Here is a 21,240-nt window from a genome sequence, read left to right as displayed (position 1 = left end):
AACCCAGAGCTTATCGACGCCACCGAGGCCGAGGCCCCGGACCGTTCGACGCTGATCGCGGACCCTTCGGCGGCGGTGCCGGATCCCGCCCCGGAGAGTAATTCCGTGGTGCGGGCGACGGGGTCGATGGCGATCGCGACGCTGATTTCGCGCATCACGGGGTTCATCCGCACGGTGCTGATTGGCGCCGCGTTGGGCCCGGCGGTGGCGTCGGCATTTAATACGGCGAATACGCTGCCGAACATTATTACGGAGATCGTGCTGGGGTCCGTGTTGACGGCGCTGGTGGTGCCGGTGTTGGTGCGCGCGGAGAAGGAGGACCCGGACCACGGGGAGCGCTTTATCCGCCAGCTGTTCACGCTGACGCTGACGCTCCTGACGGTGGTGACCATCATCGCAGTGGCCGCCGCGCCGCTGCTGACTCGCGTCTTCCTCGACGATGAGGGCCAGGTGAACGTCGCGCAGTCGACGTCGTTTGCGTATTTGGTGTTGCCACAGATTTTCTTCTACGGCATGTTCTCGCTGTTTATGGCCGTGCTGAATACGAAGGAGCATTTCCGGCCGGGTGCGTGGGCGCCGGTGGCGAACAACGTGGTGTCGATTGCGGTGCTGCTGGGGTACATGATGTTGCCGGGCAGTTTGAATCCCGCGGCGCCGGCGTCGATAGCGAATCCGCATGTGCTGCTGCTGGGCGTCGGCACGACGTTGGGTGTGGCGGTGCAGTGCCTGATTATGCTGCCGGCGCTGCGCAAGCTCGGCATTAACCTGCGGCCGCTGTGGGGTATCGACGACCGCCTCAAGGTGTTCGGCGGGATGGCCCTGGCGATCGTGACCTATGTGGGTATTAGCCAGGTCGGCTACATCGTGACCACGCGTATCGCGTCGATGGCGAGCGACGCCGCCCCGATTATTTACCAGCAGCACTGGATGCTGCTGCAGGTGCCCTACGGCATCATTGGCGTCACCTTGCTGACGGCGATCATGCCGCGCCTGTCCCGCAACGCCGCCGACGGTGATGACGCCGCCGTCGTCCGGGACTTGACGCTGGGCACGAAGCTGACGTTCATCGCCCTGATCCCGATCATTGTCTTTATGACGGCGCTCGGCCCGGACATCGGGCACGCGCTGTTCGCCTACGGCAACTTCGACGGCGGCACGGCCCGCACGCTGGGCCTGACGGTGAGCTTCTCCGCGTTTACGCTGATCCCGTACGCCCTGGTGATGTTGCACCTGCGCGTGTTTTACGCGCGGGAGGAGGCGTGGACGCCGACGTTCATCATCGCCGGCATCACGATTACGAAGGTGGTGCTGTCGTACCTTGCGCCGCTGGTTGCGGATTCGACGCAGTCCGTCGTGGTGCTGTTGGGCGCTGCGAACGGCTTCGGTTTCGTCGCCGGCGCGGTGATCGGCGCGCTGCTGTTGCGTCGGAAATTGGGCACGCTGGAGGCGCGTTCGGTGCTGCACACGTCGCTGTGGGCGGCGGCTTCGGCGCTGGTCGGTATCGCGGTGATGTTCCTGGTGCGCTGGCTCGTGCGTGATGTCGCGGGTATCGACGCCCCGTCCTTCCTCGGCGGCCTGATCGGGCTGCCGTCGCTGGGCTTCCTGCTTGAGGTGATGGTCCTCGGCGTGCTGTTCGTGGTGGCGACGGGCCTGGTGCTGTCGCGCTCTGGCCTGCCGGAGGTGCAGAACTTGGGCCGCGCGCTGGCCCGCATCCCGGGCATGGGCCGCTTTATCCGCCCGAACGAGGACGCCGCGATCGAGGTCGGCGAGGTGGATCTGCGGGATGTGTCGCAGCAGTTCCTGGCCGCCGATACGTTCAATGCGTCGCCGGTGCCACCGCCGATGTCGGCTGGTGTCGTGCGTGGTCCGCGTTTGGTACCGGGGGCGTCGGTGTCGGATGGCCGCTTCCGCCTCATCCGCGATCACGGCTCCACCACGGGCGCGCAGTTCTGGCAGGCCCGCGAGGTGTCGACGGGCCGCTCCGTGGCGCTGACGTTCGTCGATACGACGGGCATGGCCCCGATGGCTCCGGCGACGCCGCGCCAGGCCGCTATCGATGCCGCGGGTGTGTCGCGCCGCACGCGCAAGCTCGCGATGTTGCGCCACCCGGCGCTGCCGGAGAACATCGAGATCGTGTCGTATCGCACGGGCGCCCTCGTGGTCGCTGACTGGGTGGAGGGCTCCTCGGTCCGCGCCGTCGCCGAGTCAGGCCAGACGCTGCACACGGACGCGGTGGCGAACGCGCTTGCCCCGTTGGCGGGCGCGATCGCCGCAGCCCACGAGGCTGGGGTGCCGCTCGGGTTGGATAACCGCCAGCGCCTCCGTATCGACCGCGAGGGCCACGTGCGCCTCGCGTTCCCGGCAGTCCTGCCGGACGCTTCCGCAGCCGACGACGCCGACGCCTTCGCCTCCGCGCTGCAGCTGCTGACCACCAACGTGGACTCCGATGACCTCGCCGACGTCGCCAGCACCACCCGCGCCCTCGTCGACGCCGACGCCATCGAGTCCCACGACTTCCGCGAACTCGAGCGCCAACTCACCCGCGACGAAGCCGAGGACGCCCCCGCCGAAGCAATCGACCCCGTCGAGCCGGTCGAGGAGGAGCCGGAGGAGCCGAAGGACCTGCGCGGCGGTTTCGGATCTCGCCGTTACGGCCCAGTCACACTCGCGGTGTTGCTGTCGCTCGCGGTTGGCGCGGTGATCATCATCGCGGCGCTCACCGCGTACCTGGTCGGCTTCCTCTCCGGCGACGACACGAACGCGCCCGTCACGGTGGACTCGGTCCAGACCGGGGTAGAGGAGGTCGAGGAGGAGGTCACGGGCCTGCCCGTGTTGCTCACCCCGATGCGCGCGACCATCGAAGGTGCTTCCGCGCCCGAGCTTGTCGACGCCGACCGCTCCACCACCTGGACCGGCTCAGACAACGTGAGCGTCGAGCTCCGACCCGCCAAGGGCGCGACCGCCCGCAAAGGGTTCACCCTGGAGCACGTGATCGTCGATACCCCATCCAACGGCGACACCTTCCGGATCTACGGCCTGCCCGCCGGCGCCTCGTGGAACGGCGACGTCGCAGACCTGCCGCTGCTTAAGGAGGGCACGTTCCTCAACGGCGAAAACGGCATCGACGTGGAGGACTCACCGGAACTCACCGGCTTGGTCCTCAACGTTTCCGGCCAGGACATCATCCTCCGGGACGTCACCCTCATCGGGCGCACTAGCCTCCGATGATGTCCACCATGGTGGACAAGAAACGCTTCCTCTTCCGGCGCTGATGCATCACACTGGATGCATCAGCAATGGGAGGGTGCATCATGCGCAGAAAAACGGACCACCAACTCGTCCACGAATACATCGCAGGCGACATCCACGCCTTCAACCTCATCGTCCGGCGCCACGAACGCAACATGCTCGGCGTCGCCCTTCGCTACTCACGCAATGAGTGCGACGCCGAAGACATCGTCCAGGACGCCCTGCTCAAGGCGTCCCGCCACCTTTATGGCTTCCGCTTCGAGTCGAAGGTGTCTACCTGGCTGTACCGGCTGGTCGCCAACGCAAGCTTGGACCACCAGCGCCGCCGCAAGTCCGAGTACACCGTGTCCCTCGACGACCACGATGAGCTCTCCCAGGACAAGGATCCCCGCCTGGCCCACGACCCGACCGCTCACCTCGACCGCCTCATCGCCGTCAAGGACGCGCTGCGCGTCGTACCGGAGGCGCACCGGGAGGCTGTCTTCCTCATCGACATCATGGGCATGTCCCTCCAGTCCGCCGCAGACACCTGCGGCGTCCAGCCCGGCACCATGAAGTCCCGCCGGGCCCGCGCTCGCGCCATGATGCTCGAGCACATGGAAGGTGCCTGCTAGGCCAAAAGCACACGTCTGGAACAAACAGTAGACTGGCTACGTTTACACCCCTGACAGAGCAAATCTACGAGGAGTTTCCATGACCAACGAGGCCAGCGAACAAACAGAACAAATCCATGACGTTATTATTGTCGGCTCGGGCCCGGCGGGGTACACGGCAGCGCTGTACGCGGCGCGTGCGGAGCTGAACCCGCTGGTGTTTGAGGGTTACGAGTACGGCGGCGAGCTGATGAACACCACTGAGGTGGAGAATTTCCCGGGCTTCAAGGATGGGGTGATGGGCCCGGATCTGATGATGCAGATGCGCGAGCAGGCGGAGAAGTTCGGCGCGCGCCTGGAGTCGGAGCTGGTGGACAAGGTTGATCTCAGCGGTGACGTGAAGAAGGTGTTCGTGGGGGATGACGTCTACCAGGCCCGCGCGGTCATTCTCGCTACTGGTGCGGCGCCGCGTCACCTGGGCATTCCGGGTGAGGCTGAGCTGACGGGTCGCGGTGTGTCCACGTGCGCGACCTGTGACGGCTTCTTCTTTAAGGATCAGCACATTGCCGTTGTCGGTGGTGGGGATTCGGCGATGGAGGAAGCGACGTTTTTGACCAAGTTTGGGTCGAAGGTTTCCATCATTCACCGTTCGGAGAACTTCCGCGCGTCGCAGATTATGTTGGAGCGCGCCCGGGCGAATGAGAAGATTGAGTTTATTACGCATTCGGTGGTCGAAGAGGTCGTCGAAAAGGATGGCAAGGTTGGCGGCCTGAAGGTGCGTAACGTGCAGTCGGGCGAGGAGTCGGTGCTGGACGCGACGGCGTTGTTCGTGGCGATCGGGCACGATCCGCGTTCGGCATTCCTGGAGGGCCAGGTGGCCACGGACGAGGGCGGGTACGTCCTTGTCGACGCCCCTTCGACCCGCACGAACGTGCCGGGCGTGTTTGCGTGTGGCGATTTGGTTGATAACCACTATCGTCAGGCGATTACGGCAGCTGGTTCGGGGTGCCGGGCGGCGTTGGATGCGCAGCATTTCCTTGCGGCGCTTTAGAATAGAAAGAACTGTGTTCAAGGAGGAACGATGAGTGCACCTGTTGATGTGACGAAGAATACGTTTAAGGCTGAGGTCGTTGAGGCTTCGACGCCGGTGTTGGTGGATTTTTGGGCTGAGTGGTGCGCTCCGTGCCGGAAGTTGTCGCCGACGTTGGATGAGATTGCGTCTGAGCTGGATGGCAAGGTGAAGGTCGCGAAGGTGAATGTGGATGAGGAGCGTGAGCTGGGGATGATGTTCCAGGTCATGTCGATTCCGACTGTGTTGATCTTCAAGGATGGCCAGAAGGTGGATGAGTTTGTGGGGGCGCTCCCGAAGGCGCAGATCGTCCAGAAGGTTGAGTCGTATCTGTAGGCTGTCCGTCGTAGGATGGACTGCATTGTTGGTTTTGTAGAAAGGTGCCCAGTGGGTGACATTCTCCGCGTAGGTGATTCGAGTGCTCGCGTGGCCGAGGCGCGTGCGACGCTTGCGCGTTTGGGCATGTTGGAGGACTTCGATGGGGATATCGAGGACTTCAACTCGCGGCAGTTCACTCCCGACGAGATGCTTTTCGACGCCCCTTTGGCGGAGTCCGTGAAAGCATTTCAGCAGTCGCGGGGGATTATGCCGACTGGCGCTATCGATGACTTGACGTTGCGTGAGCTGCGTGAGGCGTCGTATACGTTGGGGGCGCGTGTGTTGCAGTACCAGCCGAATCAGGAGCTGGTGGGCGACGACGTGGGGCAGTTGCAGACGCAGCTGCATGAGCTGGGGTTTTATTCGGATCGTGTGGATGGGCGGTTCGGTCCGCGCACGCACGAGGCTGTGATGAACTACCAGCTGAATTCGGGCTTGGAAGACGATGGGGTGTGTGGCCCGGATACGTTGCACGCGTTGAGTCTGTTGGGCCGCAGGATTACGGGCGGTTCGGCGCACGCGATTCGTGAGCGTGAGCATGTGCGTGCGGCTGGCCCGCAGTTGGCGGGCAAGCGCGTGGTGATTGATCCGCATCTTGGTGGTGCGGATAAGGGCGCGCTTGTCGACGGCCCCTTTGGCCAGATCACGGAGGAGGAGATCCTGTGGGATTTGGCGCAGCGCGTGGAGGGCCGCATGATTGCGGCTGGTGTGGAGACGATCATCTCGCGCCCGCGTGGTGATAATCCGTCGTGTAAGGAGCGCGCTGATCTGGCGAACGGCTTCGACGCAGACTTGGTGATTTCCCTGCAGTTAGACCGTTATGCCAATGAGAAGGCGAATGGTGTGGCGACGTTCTACTTCGGTTCGGAGAACGGGACGTCGTCGATGACGGGGGAGACGCTGTCGGGCTATATTCAGCGGGAGATTGCGGCGAGGACGTCGCTACGTAATTGCTGGAATCATGCCCGGACGTGGGAGATGCTGCGGATGACGCGGATGCCGTCGGTGGAGATCGTGGCTGGCTATGTCACGAATCCGCACGATGTTGAGGTGGTGACGGATCCGCAGCAGCGTGACGCGATCGCGGAGGCGATTGTGGTGGCGGTGAAGCGCCTGTACTTGCTGGATTCTGATGACCAGCCGACAGGCACCTACTCTTTCCAGGATTTGCTCCGCCAGGAGCACCTGTAGTTAATCGGTGCCCTGGATGAGGCCCATGATGCGTTCGAAGTCCTGACGGTCGCCGAATTCGACGACGATTTTGCCTTTCCGTTTGCCCATGGTGACGGAGACTTTGGTGTCCCATTCGTCGGCGAGTTGGTCGGCGGCCCGGGTGAGGTATTCGGGCTGGGGGACGGGTTCGCGGCGTTTCTTTTGTGGGACGCCGCCTTCGTTATTCATGAGCGTGACGGCTTCTTCGGTGGCGCGGACGCTTAAGCCCTCGGAGACGATGCGTTCGGCGAGCAGGGTCTGGCCGTTGGAGGTCAGGGCGTCGCTGCCGAGCTTGAGGCCGAGCAGCGCACGGGCGTGGCCCGCGGAGAGCACGCCGGCGGCGACGCGGCGCTGCACCGGCACCGGGAGGCGCAGGAGGCGGATCGCGTTGGTGATCACTGGGCGGGAGCGGCCGAGTTTGTCGGCGAGTTGCTCCTGGGTGACGCCGAACTCTTCGAGGAGCTGCTGGTAGGCGGCGGCTTCTTCGAGTGGGTTGAGTTGGACGCGGTGGATGTTTTCCAGGAGGGCGTCGCGAAGCATGTCCTGGTCGGAGGTTTCGCGGACGATGGCCGGGATGTGCTTCAGGCCGGCTTTGGAGGCGGCGCGCCAGCGGCGCTCGCCCATGATGAGCTCGAAGCCCTCTGGCGTGTCGCGGACGACGATGGGCTGCAGCAGTCCGAACTCGCGGATGGAGTGGACCAGCTCGTTGAGGTCGTCTTCGTCGAAGACCTGGCGGGGCTGCTTCGGGTTCGGGATGATCTGCCCGACCGCGATTTCCTGGTAGCGTGCGCCGACGGGCACGGGCTGCATAACGTTCTCTGGCGTGGCGCCGACGGTGGGCGCGCCCGCGACCTTGGGCCGCTTTCCGCGCGGCGGAAGCTTGTCGCCGCCACCGGAAGCCCCGGAAGCCCCCGAAGCCCCGGCTGCCCCCGCGGCGCCGAAGATCACGTCGGAGGCCTTGCCGCCGATGCCGCCGGTCTTGCCGGTTTTGTCGGTCGCAGCGGGTGCCTGCGGGATGAGTGCTGCTAGTCCGCGGCCGAGGCCGCCTTTACGCTCTTGTGCCATGGTTATTCCTCGCCCTCGTCAAGTTGTTGGGCCACCTGGGGGCTGACGCCAATGGGCCCCGTGGTGGCGTGTGGTTGGTAGTCGCCGCGTGTTGCCAGTTCGCGGGCGGCGTCGTAGTAGGCCAGCGCTCCGCTGGAGAGTGGGTCGTAGTCGATGACGGTTTGGCCGTAGCCGGGCGCCTCGGAGACTTTCACGGAGCGCGGGATGACGTTGCGCAGCACCACTTCGCCGAATTGGTTGCGCACCTCGCCGGCGACGTCGGCCGCGAGGCGCGTGCGGGCGTCGTACATGGTGAGCACGATCGCGGAGATGTGCAGGTTGTGGTTGAGGTGCTCGCGGATCATGCCGATGTTGCCGAGCAGCTGGCCGACGCCCTCAAGCGCGTAGTACTCGCACTGGATGGGGATCATGACTTCGTCGACGGCGGTCATGGCGTTGATGGTGAGTAGCCCGAGTGATGGTGGGCAGTCGATGAAGACGTAGTCGAAGTTGTGTTCTTCGAGGAAGCCGCGTCGGATGGCGTCGTGCAGCCGGTATTCGCGGCGCACCATGGACACCAGCTCGATTTCGGCACCGGCGAGGTCGATGGTGGCAGGGATGCAGTAGAGGTTCTCGTTGTTGGCGTGCGCCTGCAGTGCTTCCTCGGGCGTTGCTTCGCCGATGAGGACTTCGTAGCTGGAGGTGGTGCCGGAGGTGTGCTCAGCGCCGAGCGCGGTGGAGGCGTTGCCCTGCGGGTCCAGGTCGATGACGAGGACGCGCATGCCTTGGCGGCTCAGTGCCGACGCCATATTCACCGATGTCGTCGTCTTGCCGACGCCGCCCTTCTGGTTCGCAACGGTGAACACGCGGGTGTGCGCGGGGCGTTGCAGCGTGGCGTTGTCCATGCTGGTGGTGTTCCTTTCCGCTATTTCCGCACGATTCGGATGAGGGTGGTCGGCTGGTCGAGGACGTCGGCGCCAACCTGGAAAATGTTCGGACTGATCCCCCCGGCTTTCTTAATCGCCCGCGCGTCGCGTTCTAGTTCTTCTGCAACACTAGCGCCTTTCAGCGCCAACATCGAGCCCCCGCGGCGCACCAGTGGAAGGCTCCAGCCGGCGAGCTTGCCCAGGGGCGCGACCGCGCGAGAGGTGACCACGTCGAACTGCTCGCCGGGCTGTTCCTCGGCGCGGCCGCGGACGACGGTGACGTTGTCCAGTCCCAACTCGTCTTTGACCTCGGCGAGGTACGTGGAGCGCTTCAGCAGCGGCTCGATGAGGGTGAACGAGACGTCGGGGCGGGCGATGGCCAGTGGGATGCCGGGCAGCCCAGCACCAGAGCCGATGTCGGCGACGGTGGTGGCGTCGTCAAGTGCTTCGGAGACCACCGCACAGTTGAGGATGTGCCGTTCCCACAGGCGGCTGACTTCTTTGGGGCCGATGAAGCCGCGCTCGGCGGCGGTGGTGGCGAGCGATTCGTGGTAGGCCTCGGCGAGCGGCAGGCGATCGCCAAAGATGGTGGCGGCTGCTGTGGGCTGTTCTGACACGGCTGTGTACTCCTTTGAATTTTTAGTCTGGCATCGACTCTAGTAAAAGTAACGCCCCCAGCAAACACTTGCTGGGGGCTGGGGGCTACCGGTTACTTGCCTTGCTGCTTGCGCTGCTTCTTGCTGCGCTTGTCCACCTTGCGTGCACCGACAACGGGAGCGGAGGCGCGCTTGGCTTCCGCCTTGGCGCGCTCCTCGGCCTCTTCCTCGGCGTCCATCTTGGCGAAGACGATACGGGTCTGGAAGAAGGTCCACACGTTGTTGGCCAGCATGTAGAACAGCAGGCCGATGTGCCACAGGAAGCCGGACGCGATGATCATGACCGGGAAGACCCAGAGCATCATCTTGTTCATCATCTGCATCTGCTGTTGCATCATGGCGGCGTTGTCACCGGATGGGGTGTTGACCTTGCCGGCAGCGCGGCGTGCGGCCTGACGGTTCATGGACATCCGGGCGTTGAGGTGGGTAAACGTCGCGGAGATGAGCACGAGCGGCAGGCACACCATGATGATGTTGGCGCGGGTGAAGTCCAGGCCGGTGAACGCCGCGAAGGCGTCTTCTGGCATGGACATGTACGCGGAGAGTGGCACACCGAAGAAGTCGGCGTCCAGGAAGGAGCGGACGTCTTCTGGGGAGAACGCGTAGTTGGCCAGGTTGCGGTTCTCTTCAACGCTGAGGCCCAGCTGGTTGGGGCCGGTGCCGGTGCGGTTGAAGGAGCGCAGCACGTGGAACAGGCCGATGAACACGGGCATCTGCGCCAGCGGGACGATGCACGAGGCGAGCGGGTTGGTACCCATCTCCTTGTACAGCTTCTGCGTCTCTTCCGCCATTTTCTGCTGGTCGTTCTTGTATTTTTGGCGGATTTCCTGCATCTTCGGCTGCATTTCCTGCATCTTGCGCATGGACCGCATTTGGTTGACCATGGGCTTGACCAGCAGGGTTCGCAGGGTGAAGGTGAGGAAGACGATGGACAGGATCCATGACAACGCCGAGTCTGGCGAGAGGATGAAGCCGAATACTTTGTGCCAGAACCACAGCACCCAAGAAATCGGCCAGTAGATGAAATTCAGCACTTTGGGGTGTTTCTCCTCGTTGGTTACTTGGTGGTCGTTCCTGTGGACGCGTCCGTACCGCTACCGGGTACTGGGTCGAACCCGCCGGGGTGCCAGGGCCCACATTTGCAGACGCGGGCCACGCTGAGCAGGGTGCCTTTGATGGCACCGTGTCGCGCGACCGCTTCGAGTGCGTAGGCGCTGCACACTGGCATGAAACGACACGTCGCACCCATCTTAAGGGGTGAGAGGTACTTTTGGTAGCAGCGTACGGCCTTCACGAGTGCCCGCGCGGCCGCGGTTGGTGGTGCGGGGATGCGTTGGCCTAGGAAGTTGTAGTACGCCATTTGTCCAGGGCTTTGCGCAGCGCGGCGTCGTAGTCGTGTGCGAGTTGCGCGCTCGTGGCGGTGGCTGAGGCGGGCAGGGCCCTCACCACGACGTCGTGGTGTAGCTCCAGCTTATCGACGCCCCCTCGCAGCACATGCCGCAGTTTCCGAGACACCGCGTGCCTGGTCACCGCGTTACCGACCTGCTTGGACACGATCAGTCCGAAACGCGGCCCGCCGTGCAGCGCAACGGCGTCGTCGGCCCGGGAGCGGACGTGGACGATTAAAGTGCGAGACCCCGCGCGCACTCCTTTCCTCATGGTCTGCCGGAAGTCGGCAGAGGAGGAGAGTTTGTGCGGGCGGGGTAACACGATGTCGCTGCGCTTCGGGCGTTTATGCCGTCAGGCTTGCGCGGCCCTTCTTGCGGCGCGCGGAAACGATTGCGCGGCCGGCGCGGGTGCGCATGCGGGCACGGAAGCCGTGCTTGCGTGAACGACGGCGGTTGTTTGGCTGGAAAGTCCGCTTAGACACGGTGGACTCCTTATAAGAGGTCACGACGGCCAGCGGGAACCCGCCGCGGTGTGCGACGCATTCCCTCCCGGGGTAGTAGCCGTCCCGGAATTGCAATGTTCAGGTTGAGATTGCCCGGCCGCGGCGCGTTGTGCGCGTTGACCTGCATGCATCACCTTCGCTGACTCGCCCTGGGTGGGCGGCCCGGTGCACTGCGTAGATGGTGCTCTCAAGCACACCGTGGGCATGTTGCTTCGCGCCCGTGGTGTGACAGACTACGCCAGACTACGCGAAAAACCGCTGGTTGTTCAAATCGACACACTGTCTTTTGCGCCGGGTGGGGCGCAGGTCCATTCGTTTACCCCCGTAATTACAAAGGTGTACTTTCGCGCAGGTGGTTGCATATTTTCGAACACCGGGGGCCGCGCTATCACCGGCCTGACGCGCGATTACTTCCCAACACGCGTACGCAATGCTCGAGATTTCCTGTGAATCACATCCGTGAAACGAGTTATCCACAGGGTTGTGGCGTGCGGGCTGTTAGACATTACAAGCTCACACCGGGTAACAATGATAAAGCACCACAATTACACACGTTCTTTCTCCACATCGCTGTGGATAACTGTGAACAACAGGTTGAGACTTTGCGGCGTAATTTGTAATTACAGCAGGTCACAGCCGGTAAAAGTTCCGTGAAAAGTTATCCACAGGGGAGGGGGAAGGCTGTGGACAACTTGCTCACCGAAGTTATCCACAGGTGTGGACAAGTCTGTGGAAGATACTGGTGAGACGCAGGTTTTGGAATTACAAAATCTGTGAAACAGCGGTGGAATGTACGTGAAATTCCACAGTTGTGACGAACGTCACTAAATGACATGTCGGATTAGGAGGAAAGCGGGACGTTGGCAGAGCAAGACATCGAAACGCTATGGCGCACCATCGTCGCTGACCTGCTGGCGCTGTCCGCGCAGCCCAGCTCACAGGTCCCGACGCTCACCCCACAAGAGCGCGCCTACCTCCAGCTCGTCCGCCCAGTCATGCTTGTCGACGGCTACGCCATCCTCTCCGCCCCCCACGCCGCCGCAAAAACGGTCGTGGAGCAGTCCCTCGCGCCGCACATCACTGCGCTGCTGGCGTCCCACCTGGGCAAACACTGCACGCTCGCCGTCTCGATCCAGGCGCCAGAAGCCCCGGCAGCACCTTCAGCTCCGCCTGCCCCCGAGGCTGTCGACCCGGCCCACATGACCCCCGGCGAGCAAATCCCAATGGGCCTCGATGAACTCGCCGAGATGCACGCCCGCCAACAGCAACAGCACCAGGCGCCGACGCACCCGACCGTCCCTAAGCGAATCCCCCGCGAAAAGCCTGCTCACGACCCCGAGCGCGAGACCAGCCTCAACCCGAAGTACACCTTTGAGAACTTCGTCATCGGCTCCTCGAACCGCTTCGCCAACGGCGCCGCCGTCGCCGTCGCCGAGAACCCGGCCCGCGCCTACAACCCCCTGTTCATCTGGGGTGGCTCCGGCCTCGGCAAGACGCACTTGCTGCACGCCGCCGGCAACTACGCGCAAGTCCTGCAGCCGAACCTTCGCATCAAGTACGTCTCCTCCGAGGAGTTCACGAACGACTACATCAACTCCGTACGCGACGACCGCCAGGAAAGCTTCAAGCGCCGCTACCGCAACCTCGACATCCTGATGGTCGACGACATCCAGTTCCTCGAGGGCAAAGAAGGCACCCAGGAGGAGTTCTTCCACACCTTCAACGCGCTGCACCAGGCAAATAAGCAGATCATCCTGTCGTCTGACCGCCCGCCGAAGCAGCTCACCACCCTCGAAGACCGCCTCCGCACCCGCTTCGAAGGCGGCCTGATCACCGACGTCCAGCCACCAGACCTGGAGACCCGCATCGCCATCCTTATGAAGAAGGCGGCCGCCGACGGCACGCAGGTCGACCACCAGGTGCTCGAGCTCATCGCCTCGCAATTCGAGTCGTCGATCCGCGAGCTCGAAGGCGCCCTCATCAGGGTCTCGGCCTACTCTTCCCTTATCGACGAGCCCATCACCCTCGACGTCGCCCAAGTCGCACTTCGCGACATCCTCCCCGACGAAGGCGACATCAACATCAACGCCTCCACCATCAAGGAGTACGCCGCCGAGTACTTCAACGTCACGATGGACCAGCTCATCGGCGCAGGTAAAACCCGTCAGGTGGCGCACGCCCGCCAGATCGCGATGTACCTGTGCCGCGAACTGACCGAACTCTCCCTTCCCAAGATCGGCGACGAGTTCGGCGGCAAGGACCACACCACCGTGATGTACGCGGACCGCAAGATCCGCAAGGAGATGACGGAGAACCGCGGCACCTACGACGAAATCCAGGAGCTCACCCAGATTATTAAGGCCCGCGCCCGCACCCTGCGTTAACTTTCGTCGCTCTCGGCGTCGCCCGCACCAAATTCCCTCACGCACCCCCAGCGACCTGGGGAAACACAAGCCCGACTCCCCAAATCCCGGAATTTGGTGCCCCTACCTGGTCTCTCAGTGCCAAAAGACGCACCCACTTTTGCCTAGCCCTTTTTCTGCCAGGCACTTTGAACACCTAGTCCATATCAGATTGCGACATTTGGCACTCCTTCCTCCCGCACCCTAAAAATCCATCCACAGACTTATCCACATCTGTGTAATTACACCGCTGTAATTCACATTCAGGGGCAAAACACCTAAGTGACTCCCACCACAAAGAGACCTACATCACACACCACAGCCCTTGTGGATAACGTGTGAATCCCCAGTGGACAACCCTTCCCGAGTTGTGCACAGATCAAATGACAGAAAATCTATCCACAACCGCCCAGAGTTATCCACATTTCTTCCACAGGCAATTGCACACCCTGTTTTCGCGTTCCGACCACGGCGAATTCGTGTAATTCCACAGATTGCACAGGACTTATTGTTGTTCCCAAGGTTTTTACTTGTAATTCCTAGAGTAGAAAGGGGACCTGTGCAGAACGGCGCACAAACGACCAACGCCCCGAAAAGCCATGAGCCAGGCGTGTGAAAACTCGAATGACAAAAAGCGCGTCCCCGCCTAGAGTGAGTACGTAATTACAAGAATCTCTACGTACTGCAAGGAGCCCGTGTCACTATGGCGGACATCCAAGACAACTTGAATTCCAACGTTTCCTTCCGCGTGCACAAGGAGGACCTGTCGGACGCGGTGGCGTGGGTTGCTCGGATGTTGCCTACGAAGAACACGCAGCCGATTCTTCGCGCGGTGTTGATTACGGCGTCGGATGAGGGTTTGGAGTTCGCGGGCTTCGATTATGAGGTGTCGTCGCGGGTGCGGATTGCGGCTGAGGTGGATACGCCTGGTCGCGTGGCGGTGGCGGGCAAGTTGTTGTCTGACATTGTTGCGAATATGCCGAATCAGCCGGTTGAGGTTTCTACGAGTGACACAAAGTTGCTTCTCGACGGCGGCTCCGCCCACTTCGAGCTGCCTTTGATGCCGTTGGACGATTATCCGCAGTTGCCGCAGTTGCCTGAGGTGACTGGCACGATCGGTTCGGAGGACCTGAGTGGCGCGGTGATGCAGGTGGCTGCCGCGGCGGGTAAGGATGACACGTTGCCGATGCTGACCGGTATCCACATTGAGGTGGAGGGTTCGACGTTGCACTTGACGGCGACGGACCGTTTCCGGTTGGCGTTGCGTTCGTTGGAGTGGTCGCCTGCTGGTGAGGGGGTGCAGGCGAAGCTGTTGGTGCCGGCGAAGACGTTGTTGGATAACGCTCGGACGTTGGATACACAGTTGGAGGAGCCGGTGCAGATTGCCGTTGGTGGCGTCGATAATGTGGGCGCGGACGGCTTGTTTGGTTTGCATGCGGGCAATCGTGAGACGACGACGCGCATGTTGGATGCGGATTTCCCGAATGTGCAGCCGTTGTTGCCGAAGGCGCATACGTCGATGGCGTCGGTGGAGGTGGCTCCGTTGCTGGAGGCGATTCGCCGTGTGTCGTTGGTGGCGGATCGGAATGCGCAGTTGAGGTTGCATTTTTCGGAGGGTCAGGTGACGTTGTTTGCGTCGGGGGCTGATTCTGGTGAGGCGTCGGAGTCGATTCCTGCGCAGTTTGTGGGGGAGGATGAGCTGCTGATTGCGTTTAACGCTGGTTATTTGCGTGATGGTTTGTCGGTGATTGGGACGGATCGTGCGGTGTTTGGGTTTACGGAGTCGTCGCGTCCGGCGATTATGATTCCGGAGCCGGAGTCGTTGCCGGAGAAGGGCGATGATGGGTTGTTCCCGACGCCGGAGACGAATTTCACGTATTTGTTGATGCCGGTTCGCCTGCCGGGCTAGTTTGCCGCGATGTACGTTTCGGAGCTTGACCTGCGTGATTTCCGTTCGTGGCGGGAGTTGCATGTGGATTTGGAGCCGGGCGTCACGGTGTTTTCTGGCCGTAATGGGCATGGGAAGACGAACATTGTGGAGGCGGTGCGCTATACGTCGATGCTCGGGAGTCACCGGGTGGCCACGGACGCTCCGCTGATCCATTCGGGGGCGAAGGATGCGCGCGTGTCGGCCACGACGGTGAATGAGGGGCGCGCGCTGACTACTCATGTGTTGATTAAGGCGAGTGGGGCGAATCAGGCGCAGATTAATAGGACGCGGTTGAAGTCGGCGCGTGAGTTGCTGGGTGTGTTGCGGACGGTGATGTTTTCGCCGGAGGATTTGCGTTTGGTGAATGGGGAGCCGGGGGATCGTCGCCGGTTTTTGGATGCGTTGGCGGCGGTGCGTACGCCACGTCATGGTGGGGTGAAGGCGGATTATGACAAGGTGTTGCGCCAGCGTAATGCGTTGTTGCGTTCGCAGAATATGGCGCTGCGCCGCGGTTATGGGGATGCGGCGGGCGCGGGTGCGTTGAGTACGTTGGATGCGTGGGATGCGCAGTTGGCGCGCTATGGGGCGCAGGTCCTGGCGGGCAGGCTTTTGCTTGTCGACGCCCTCTCCGATCACATCACGGAGTCCTATGCGTCGGTGGCGCCGGAGTCGCGTGCGGCGTCGGTGGAGTACACGTCGACGTTGGATCGGGCGGTGTTGGAGTTGACGGGGGAGGCGTCGCGGGATCCGCAGGTGTTGGAGGCGGCGATGTTGTCGGAGTTGGGGAGGCGTCGAAAAGAGGAGATTGAGCGCGGCTCAACGCTGGTTGGTCCGCATAGGGATGACCTGGTGTTGATGCTGGGTCAGCAGCCGGCGAAGGGGTACGCGTCGCATGGGGAGACGTGGTCCTTTGCGCTGAGTATGCACTTGGCGGAGTATCGCCTGTTGGCTGGTGAGGGCACGGATCCGGTGCTGATTCTGGATGATGTGTTTGCGGAGTTGGACGCGAAGCGCCGTGAGCGGTTGGTGCATGTGGCGGAGTCGGCGGAGCAGGTGTTGATTACGGCGGCGGTCGGGGATGACTTGCCGGGCAACCTTGATGGGGCGGTGACGGCGCGCTACCACGTGCGGATGGAGGAGGGGGTGTCCCACATTGAGCGAGCGTGACTTGGTGGGCACCACCTTTGATCAGTTGCGGCGCACGGCGAAGCAGCGTGGCGGGAAGTTGCCGGATTTGTCGAAGCAGGGAACGAGCGTGGTGCCGCGCCGCAGTCAGGGCAAGGGCCGTCCGGTGAAGGATATTACGGTGCCGGGGCTGCACTTTGAGCAGGAGGAACGCAGGCCGTGGCTGGAGCGGGGCCGTCCGACGGGCAAGGATGGCCGGGCGTTGCCGCGGAGTTACAAGGTGAAGTCGTTTTCGTCGCTGTTGGGCAAGGAGATCCGGAAGCGCGATTGGACGGAGAACATGGCGTATGGCTGGGTGATGGGCAACTGGGAGGGCCTGGTTGGCGCCACGATCGCGGAGCATACGAAGGTGGAGATGATTAAGGATGGCGAGGTCTTCATCACGTGTACGACGACGGCGTGGGCGACGCAGCTGAAGTACATGCAGTCGACGGTGCTGCGCGCGATCGCGGAGAAGGTGGGCCCGGATGTGATCCGGAAGCTGCATATTTATGGGCCGCGGGTGAAGAGTTGGCGCTATGGTCCGCTGCACGTGAAGGGGCGGGGTCCGAGGGACACGTACGGGTAGTCGTGGGGTTTGGTGTCCTGTTTTACGTGTAAGATGGGACGGGTTAATGACATTTTTCAGGAGGAGCGTCTTTTCCAGTGGCTGATCAACAACCTCATTATGACGCGTCGTCGATTACTATCCTCGAGGGCCTTGAGGCCGTCCGGAAGCGCCCAGGTATGTACATTGGGTCGACCGGTGAGCGTGGCCTGCACCACTTGGTGTGGGAGGTCGTGGATAACTCGGTCGATGAGGCGATGGCGGGCTATGCCGATCGCGTCGATGTGACTCTGCTCGCGGATGGCGGCGTAGAGGTCGTCGATAATGGTCGTGGTATTCCGGTGGAGATGCACCCGTCTGGTGCGCCGACGGTGCAGGTCGTGATGACGCAGCTGCACGCGGGCGGTAAGTTCGACTCGGAGTCGTACGCGGTGTCGGGTGGCTTGCACGGTGTGGGTATTTCCGTGGTGAACGCGCTGTCCACGCGTGTTGAGGCGGACATTAAGCGCGATGGCAAGCACTGGTATCAGCGGTTTGTGAACGCGCAGCCGGAGCCTCTGGAGGAGGGCGGCAATGCCCGCGGCACGGGTACGGCGATTCGTTTTTGGCCGGACCCGGAGATTTTTGAGACCACGGAGTTTAAGTGGGACACGATCGCGCGTCGTTTGCAGGAGATGGCGTTCCTGAACAAGGGCCTGACCATCACGCTGAAGGATGAGCGCGTCTCTGATGAGGAGCTTGAGCTCGAGGCGATCGCGGAGGAGGGTGAGACGGCCGCTGCGGTTGGCTCGGACTCGTTTGACGACGCCACCGAGGGTGACACATCTGCTGCCCCGAAGAAGCGCGAGAAGAAGGTCACGTACCACTACCCGGACGGCTTGATTGATTACGTCAACTACCTGAATAAGTCGAAGACGGCGATCCACCCGACGATCGTGGGCTTTGACCAGAAGGGTGACGGCCTTGAGGCTGAGGTGGCGATGCAGTGGAACAGCTCGTTTAAGGAGTCTGTGCACACGTTCGCGAACACCATTAATACGCATGAGGGCGGTACGCACGAGGAGGGTTTCCGTGCGGCGTTGACCACGCTGATGAACCGTTACGCGCGTGACCATAAGCTGCTGAAGGACAAGGAGCCGAACCTCACTGGTGATGACTGCCGTGAGGGCCTCGCGGCCGTGGTGTCTGTCCGCGTGGCGGACCCGCAGTTTGAGGGCCAGACGAAGACGAAGCTCGGCAATACCGAGGTGAAGGGCTTCGTGCAGCGCGCCGTGAACGAGAATCTGTCGGATTGGTTTGATGCCAACCCGGCGGAGGCGAAGGCCATCATTTCGAAGGCTGTGTCGTCGTCGCAGGCGCGTCAGGCGGCGCGCAAGGCGCGTGACTTGGTGCGTCGTAAGTCGGCGACGGATTTGGGTGGTCTGCCGGGTAAGTTGGCGGACTGCCGTTCGAAGGACCCGAAGCTGTCCGAGCTGTTCATTGTTGAGGGTGACTCAGCAGGTGGTTCGGCGAAGCAGGGCCGCGACTCGATGTACCAGGCGATTCTCCCGCTGCGCGGCAAGATCTTGAACGTGGAGAAGGCCCGCATGGACCGCGTGTTGAAGAACGCGGAGGTCCAGGCGATCATTACCGCGCTGGGTACTGGTATTCATGAAGAGTTCGATATTTCGAAGCTGCGCTACCACAAGATTGTGCTGATGGCGGATGCTGACGTCGACGGCCAGCACATCGCGACGCTGCTGCTTACCCTGCTGTTCCGCTTCATGCCGGAGCTCATCGAGGAGGGCCACGTCTACTTGGCGAACCCGCCGCTGTACAAGCTGAAGTGGGCGAAGGGCGAGCCTGGCTACGCCTTCTCCGACGCGGAGCGTGACCAGTTGCTCGCGGAGGGCCTGGAGGCCGGCCGTAAGATCAACACGGATGACGGCATCCAGCGTTACAAGGGTCTGGGTGAGATGAACCCGAGCGAGCTGTGGGAGACCACGCTTGACCGGGATCACCGTATTCTGCGTCGCGTTGATGTGGAGGATGCCCAGCGCGCTGATGAGCTGTTTAGCATCCTGATGGGTGATGATGTCGCGGCTCGCCGTTCCTTCATCACCCGCAAGGCGAAGGACGTCCGCTTCCTGGACGTCTAGCTTTCCATCTGCTTTTCGACGACCTCTCCGATCCGCGGCAGCGCAGGCCCCACAATTTTGGCGGCCTTGCTGCGGAAGGTGGCGTAGATCTTCTGTACGCCGGCTGGCATGGAGTCGCGGAGGTTGTCGCCGAGTGAGACGAGTTCTGTGACCACGTCGTCTTCGTGTTGTGCGAGGTATTCGCCAAAGGCGGCGTGGTCGCTGTTTTTGTAGTCTTCCCAGCGGGGGTTGAGCTGCTCGAGCAGCTGGGGGAGTACGGTGTTGATGCCTTTGTGCAGGATCCGGGCGTCGACTTTCTTTACGCCCGCGATTGCGGAGCGCAGCGCCATGCCGGTGAGTCCGCTTTGGTCTGCGACGGTCTGGTCGACCACTCCGGCGAGCGCGTCGACGATTCCTGGGCGGCGCCCATTGTGCAGCAGTGCGTTGAGTCCTTGTGGTGTTTCCATGCCGTTGATTGTATGACAAATGCGACCTGCCCCCCGGCAGGTCGCATTGTTACGTTGAGCGTTGCGGCTCTTCCGCCACAGCAGTCACACAGGACACTGTAACCACAACAGGAACAAACTTATCATGAGTCACAGCGGTTACATATTTGGGGTGGGGTTTAGACCTTGGGCAGCATCTTCTGCAGCTCGTTGAGGTCGATCTTGGAGAAATCGAAAATGCGGTTACCCTGCGAGGATCCCATCACGCCCGAGAGTCCTGCCTGGCGCGCGAGGTCGTCGACGGCTGCGCGCAGTGGGGGGACGGCGTCGACAATGACTTGGCCAACCAGCAGCGTGAGCAGCGCAGCGATGGTCAGCGAGACCGGCGCCGAGCCCGTGTATGCGCTGCCGAGCGGTGGCTGCTTCGGTGGGGTGACGGTCGGCGTGATCACCGGCGTCGGTTTGGAGGATCCGGAGGACCCCGATGGAGCGGTGGTGGCTTGCGGCGCGACGATCAGCGACGCCGCAAGCCCGCCAGCGAGGACGAGAGCACTCATTTTCTTCATAGTGCTTAGAATATCGTCCCCGCGCGAACGGTGTTAGCGAAGCAGCGCGTTGATGTCGACGTACTGCAGCACATAGTTCGCCGCGCCGGCCAGCAGACCGAGCAGCGCGAGCACGCCAATCACGATGCCGATGGTCGCACCCGTGCTCGAGCCCTCCTCGTTCGAGGAGGAGCTGCTGGAGCCTGAGCTCGAGCCCGTGTCACCACCCTTATCGTCGTCCACTCCGCCCGCAACCGTGGCCTTCAGTTTGTAGTCCTTCGTCGACCAGTCGGGGAACGTCGCGGTGACGGTGTAGTCGATGGAGGCGCCAGGCTTCGCGTCCGCCGGAGGCGTAATCGTGACCTCACCTGTGTTCGGGTCGGTGGCGAACTTCCAACCGTCGTACGTACCGTTCGGGCCCGTGAACTTGGTGCCTGCGGGAACGTCGCCGCTCGGGCGCTGCACGATCGTGCCGCCAGCGTTCACCTTCTGGTTTTCAAAGTCGACGTCGGTCTTGTCCGCCTGGGACTCCTTCGGCTTTGCTGGCGTCGTAGTGTTCGTTGGCGCGGTGCCGGTCGGTGCGGCGCTCGTTGGCTGCTCGCTGGTGGACGGCGCCGTGGTGGTGCGCTCTACGTAGACGGTGACTTCGTGAATCTGCCTTGACTTGTCTGGGAAGACCACGGTGACAGGGAAGCTCACAGTGGTACCAACCGTCGCGTCCGCTGGTGCAGTAATTCGAATCTCACCAGTCTGACTGTTCGTGGTGGCGGACCATCCTTGCTGCGACCCGCTCGGCCCGTTGAACTTCGTGCCCGCCGGGAATTCGCCCTTCGGCTTCAGCGTCACCGAGTCACCCGCGTGCACCGGCGTGCGCGCGTACTCAATCTTGGTCGTCTCATTCTGCGGCCTCGAAGGCTTCGTCGAGGTCGTTGGAGTCGTCTCACTTGTCGACGCCTCTTCGCTTGTCCGCGGGGCGGAAGTCGTTGGCTCCTCGCTTGTCGGTTCGCTTGTCCGCGGGGCGGACGGTTCCGCTGCGGAAGTCGTCGCCTT

Annotated in this window: 20 protein-coding genes; 10 read left to right on the top strand and 10 right to left on the bottom strand. The window is 62.4% G+C overall.

The features are described 5' to 3' along the window. The first annotated feature begins 126 nt into the window (after positions 1 to 126). The 5 genes from KBX14_RS08860 to KBX14_RS08840 all read left to right on the top strand — a co-directional run bounded on the left by KBX14_RS08860 (position 127) and on the right by KBX14_RS08840 (position 6,480). Positions 127 to 3,228: a murein biosynthesis integral membrane protein MurJ gene (locus KBX14_RS08860; protein WP_305083613.1), complete on the top strand. Its 3,102-nt coding sequence runs from the start codon at positions 127 to 129 to the stop codon at positions 3,226 to 3,228. Between the two features lie 83 nt (positions 3,229 to 3,311). After that, entirely contained in the window at positions 3,312 to 3,863 is a 552-nt protein-coding gene (locus tag KBX14_RS08855; RefSeq protein ID WP_256042349.1) for a sigma-70 family RNA polymerase sigma factor, read from the top strand. A 79-nt stretch (positions 3,864 to 3,942) separates the two neighbouring features. After that, on the top strand, positions 3,943 to 4,893 hold the full coding sequence (gene trxB, locus KBX14_RS08850) for a thioredoxin-disulfide reductase (protein ID WP_256042348.1): 951 nt from the start codon (positions 3,943 to 3,945) through the stop codon (positions 4,891 to 4,893). 30 nt (positions 4,894 to 4,923) lie between these two features. After that, complete coding sequence (gene trxA / locus KBX14_RS08845; RefSeq protein WP_070478319.1) at positions 4,924 to 5,247, top strand: thioredoxin; 324 nt, start codon at positions 4,924 to 4,926, stop codon at positions 5,245 to 5,247. A gap of 51 nt (positions 5,248 to 5,298) precedes the next feature. Beyond that, positions 5,299 to 6,480 (top strand): N-acetylmuramoyl-L-alanine amidase, encoded by a 1,182-nt coding sequence (locus KBX14_RS08840; RefSeq protein WP_284804844.1) that lies wholly within the window; start codon positions 5,299 to 5,301, stop codon positions 6,478 to 6,480. Here the strand turns inward: KBX14_RS08840 and KBX14_RS08835 are convergent, their stop codons facing one another. The 7 genes from KBX14_RS08835 to rpmH form a co-directional block, all read right to left on the bottom strand. Next, positions 6,481 to 7,566, bottom strand: coding sequence for a ParB/RepB/Spo0J family partition protein (locus KBX14_RS08835; protein ID WP_071573180.1), 1,086 nt, complete (start codon positions 7,564 to 7,566; stop codon positions 6,481 to 6,483). Positions 7,567 to 7,568: 2 nt separating this feature from the next. Further along, on the bottom strand, positions 7,569 to 8,450 hold the full coding sequence (locus tag KBX14_RS08830; RefSeq protein ID WP_070363382.1) for a ParA family protein: 882 nt from the start codon (positions 8,448 to 8,450) through the stop codon (positions 7,569 to 7,571). 20 nt (positions 8,451 to 8,470) lie between these two features. After that, positions 8,471 to 9,088: a 16S rRNA (guanine(527)-N(7))-methyltransferase RsmG gene (gene rsmG, locus KBX14_RS08825; protein ID WP_256042347.1), complete on the bottom strand. Its 618-nt coding sequence runs from the start codon at positions 9,086 to 9,088 to the stop codon at positions 8,471 to 8,473. Positions 9,089 to 9,180: 92 nt separating this feature from the next. After that, positions 9,181 to 10,161, bottom strand: coding sequence for a membrane protein insertase YidC (gene yidC, locus KBX14_RS08820; RefSeq protein WP_071568056.1), 981 nt, complete (start codon positions 10,159 to 10,161; stop codon positions 9,181 to 9,183). Between the two features lie 23 nt (positions 10,162 to 10,184). After that, positions 10,185 to 10,487 (bottom strand): membrane protein insertion efficiency factor YidD, encoded by a 303-nt coding sequence (yidD, locus tag KBX14_RS08815; protein ID WP_071573183.1) that lies wholly within the window; start codon positions 10,485 to 10,487, stop codon positions 10,185 to 10,187. Further along, the gene (gene rnpA, locus KBX14_RS08810; protein WP_256005830.1) at positions 10,466 to 10,837 is read right to left on the bottom strand and encodes a ribonuclease P protein component; all 372 of its coding nucleotides are present in this window, start codon (positions 10,835 to 10,837) and stop codon (positions 10,466 to 10,468) included. The genes yidD and rnpA overlap by 22 nt, the downstream gene beginning before the upstream one ends. A gap of 22 nt (positions 10,838 to 10,859) precedes the next feature. Then, a complete protein-coding gene (rpmH, locus tag KBX14_RS08805; RefSeq protein WP_070478313.1) occupies positions 10,860 to 10,997 on the bottom strand; it encodes a 50S ribosomal protein L34 in 138 nt (45 codons plus the stop codon). Positions 10,998 to 11,878: 881 nt separating this feature from the next. Here rpmH and dnaA point away from each other — a divergent pair. The 5 genes from dnaA to gyrB all read left to right on the top strand — a co-directional run bounded on the left by dnaA (position 11,879) and on the right by gyrB (position 19,220). Continuing rightward, on the top strand, positions 11,879 to 13,402 hold the full coding sequence (gene dnaA, locus KBX14_RS08800) for a chromosomal replication initiator protein DnaA (protein WP_256042346.1): 1,524 nt from the start codon (positions 11,879 to 11,881) through the stop codon (positions 13,400 to 13,402). Between the two features lie 721 nt (positions 13,403 to 14,123). Then, entirely contained in the window at positions 14,124 to 15,329 is a 1,206-nt protein-coding gene (gene dnaN, locus KBX14_RS08795; RefSeq protein WP_177224269.1) for a DNA polymerase III subunit beta, read from the top strand. 9 nt (positions 15,330 to 15,338) lie between these two features. Continuing rightward, on the top strand, positions 15,339 to 16,517 hold the full coding sequence (gene recF / locus KBX14_RS08790; RefSeq protein WP_256042345.1) for a DNA replication/repair protein RecF: 1,179 nt from the start codon (positions 15,339 to 15,341) through the stop codon (positions 16,515 to 16,517). Continuing rightward, on the top strand, positions 16,504 to 17,103 hold the full coding sequence (locus KBX14_RS08785) for a DciA family protein (RefSeq protein WP_256042344.1): 600 nt from the start codon (positions 16,504 to 16,506) through the stop codon (positions 17,101 to 17,103). The genes recF and KBX14_RS08785 overlap by 14 nt, the downstream gene beginning before the upstream one ends. Before the next feature lie 77 nt (positions 17,104 to 17,180). After that, positions 17,181 to 19,220: a DNA topoisomerase (ATP-hydrolyzing) subunit B gene (gene gyrB / locus KBX14_RS08780; protein WP_256042343.1), complete on the top strand. Its 2,040-nt coding sequence runs from the start codon at positions 17,181 to 17,183 to the stop codon at positions 19,218 to 19,220. On the opposite strand, the gene KBX14_RS08775 is transcribed toward gyrB, so the two are convergent. From KBX14_RS08775 to KBX14_RS08765, 3 genes are all read right to left on the bottom strand, one after another. After that, positions 19,217 to 19,666 (bottom strand): hypothetical protein, encoded by a 450-nt coding sequence (locus KBX14_RS08775; RefSeq protein WP_070363374.1) that lies wholly within the window; start codon positions 19,664 to 19,666, stop codon positions 19,217 to 19,219. The genes gyrB and KBX14_RS08775 overlap by 4 nt on opposite strands. Before the next feature lie 158 nt (positions 19,667 to 19,824). Beyond that, entirely contained in the window at positions 19,825 to 20,211 is a 387-nt protein-coding gene (locus KBX14_RS08770) for a hypothetical protein (RefSeq protein ID WP_070975459.1), read from the bottom strand. 33 nt (positions 20,212 to 20,244) lie between these two features. Beyond that, on the bottom strand, positions 20,245 to 21,240 hold a 996-nt coding region (locus KBX14_RS08765; protein ID WP_256042342.1), incomplete at its 5' end, for a Rib/alpha-like domain-containing protein.

Origin of the sequence: Corynebacterium sp. CCUG 61414 (genome assembly GCF_024453945.1) — a bacterium.
Lineage (GTDB): Bacteria > Actinomycetota > Actinomycetes > Mycobacteriales > Mycobacteriaceae > Corynebacterium > Corynebacterium pseudogenitalium.
Note: the sequence above shows the minus strand (reverse complement) of the source record. Positions and strands in the feature narration are given on the sequence as shown.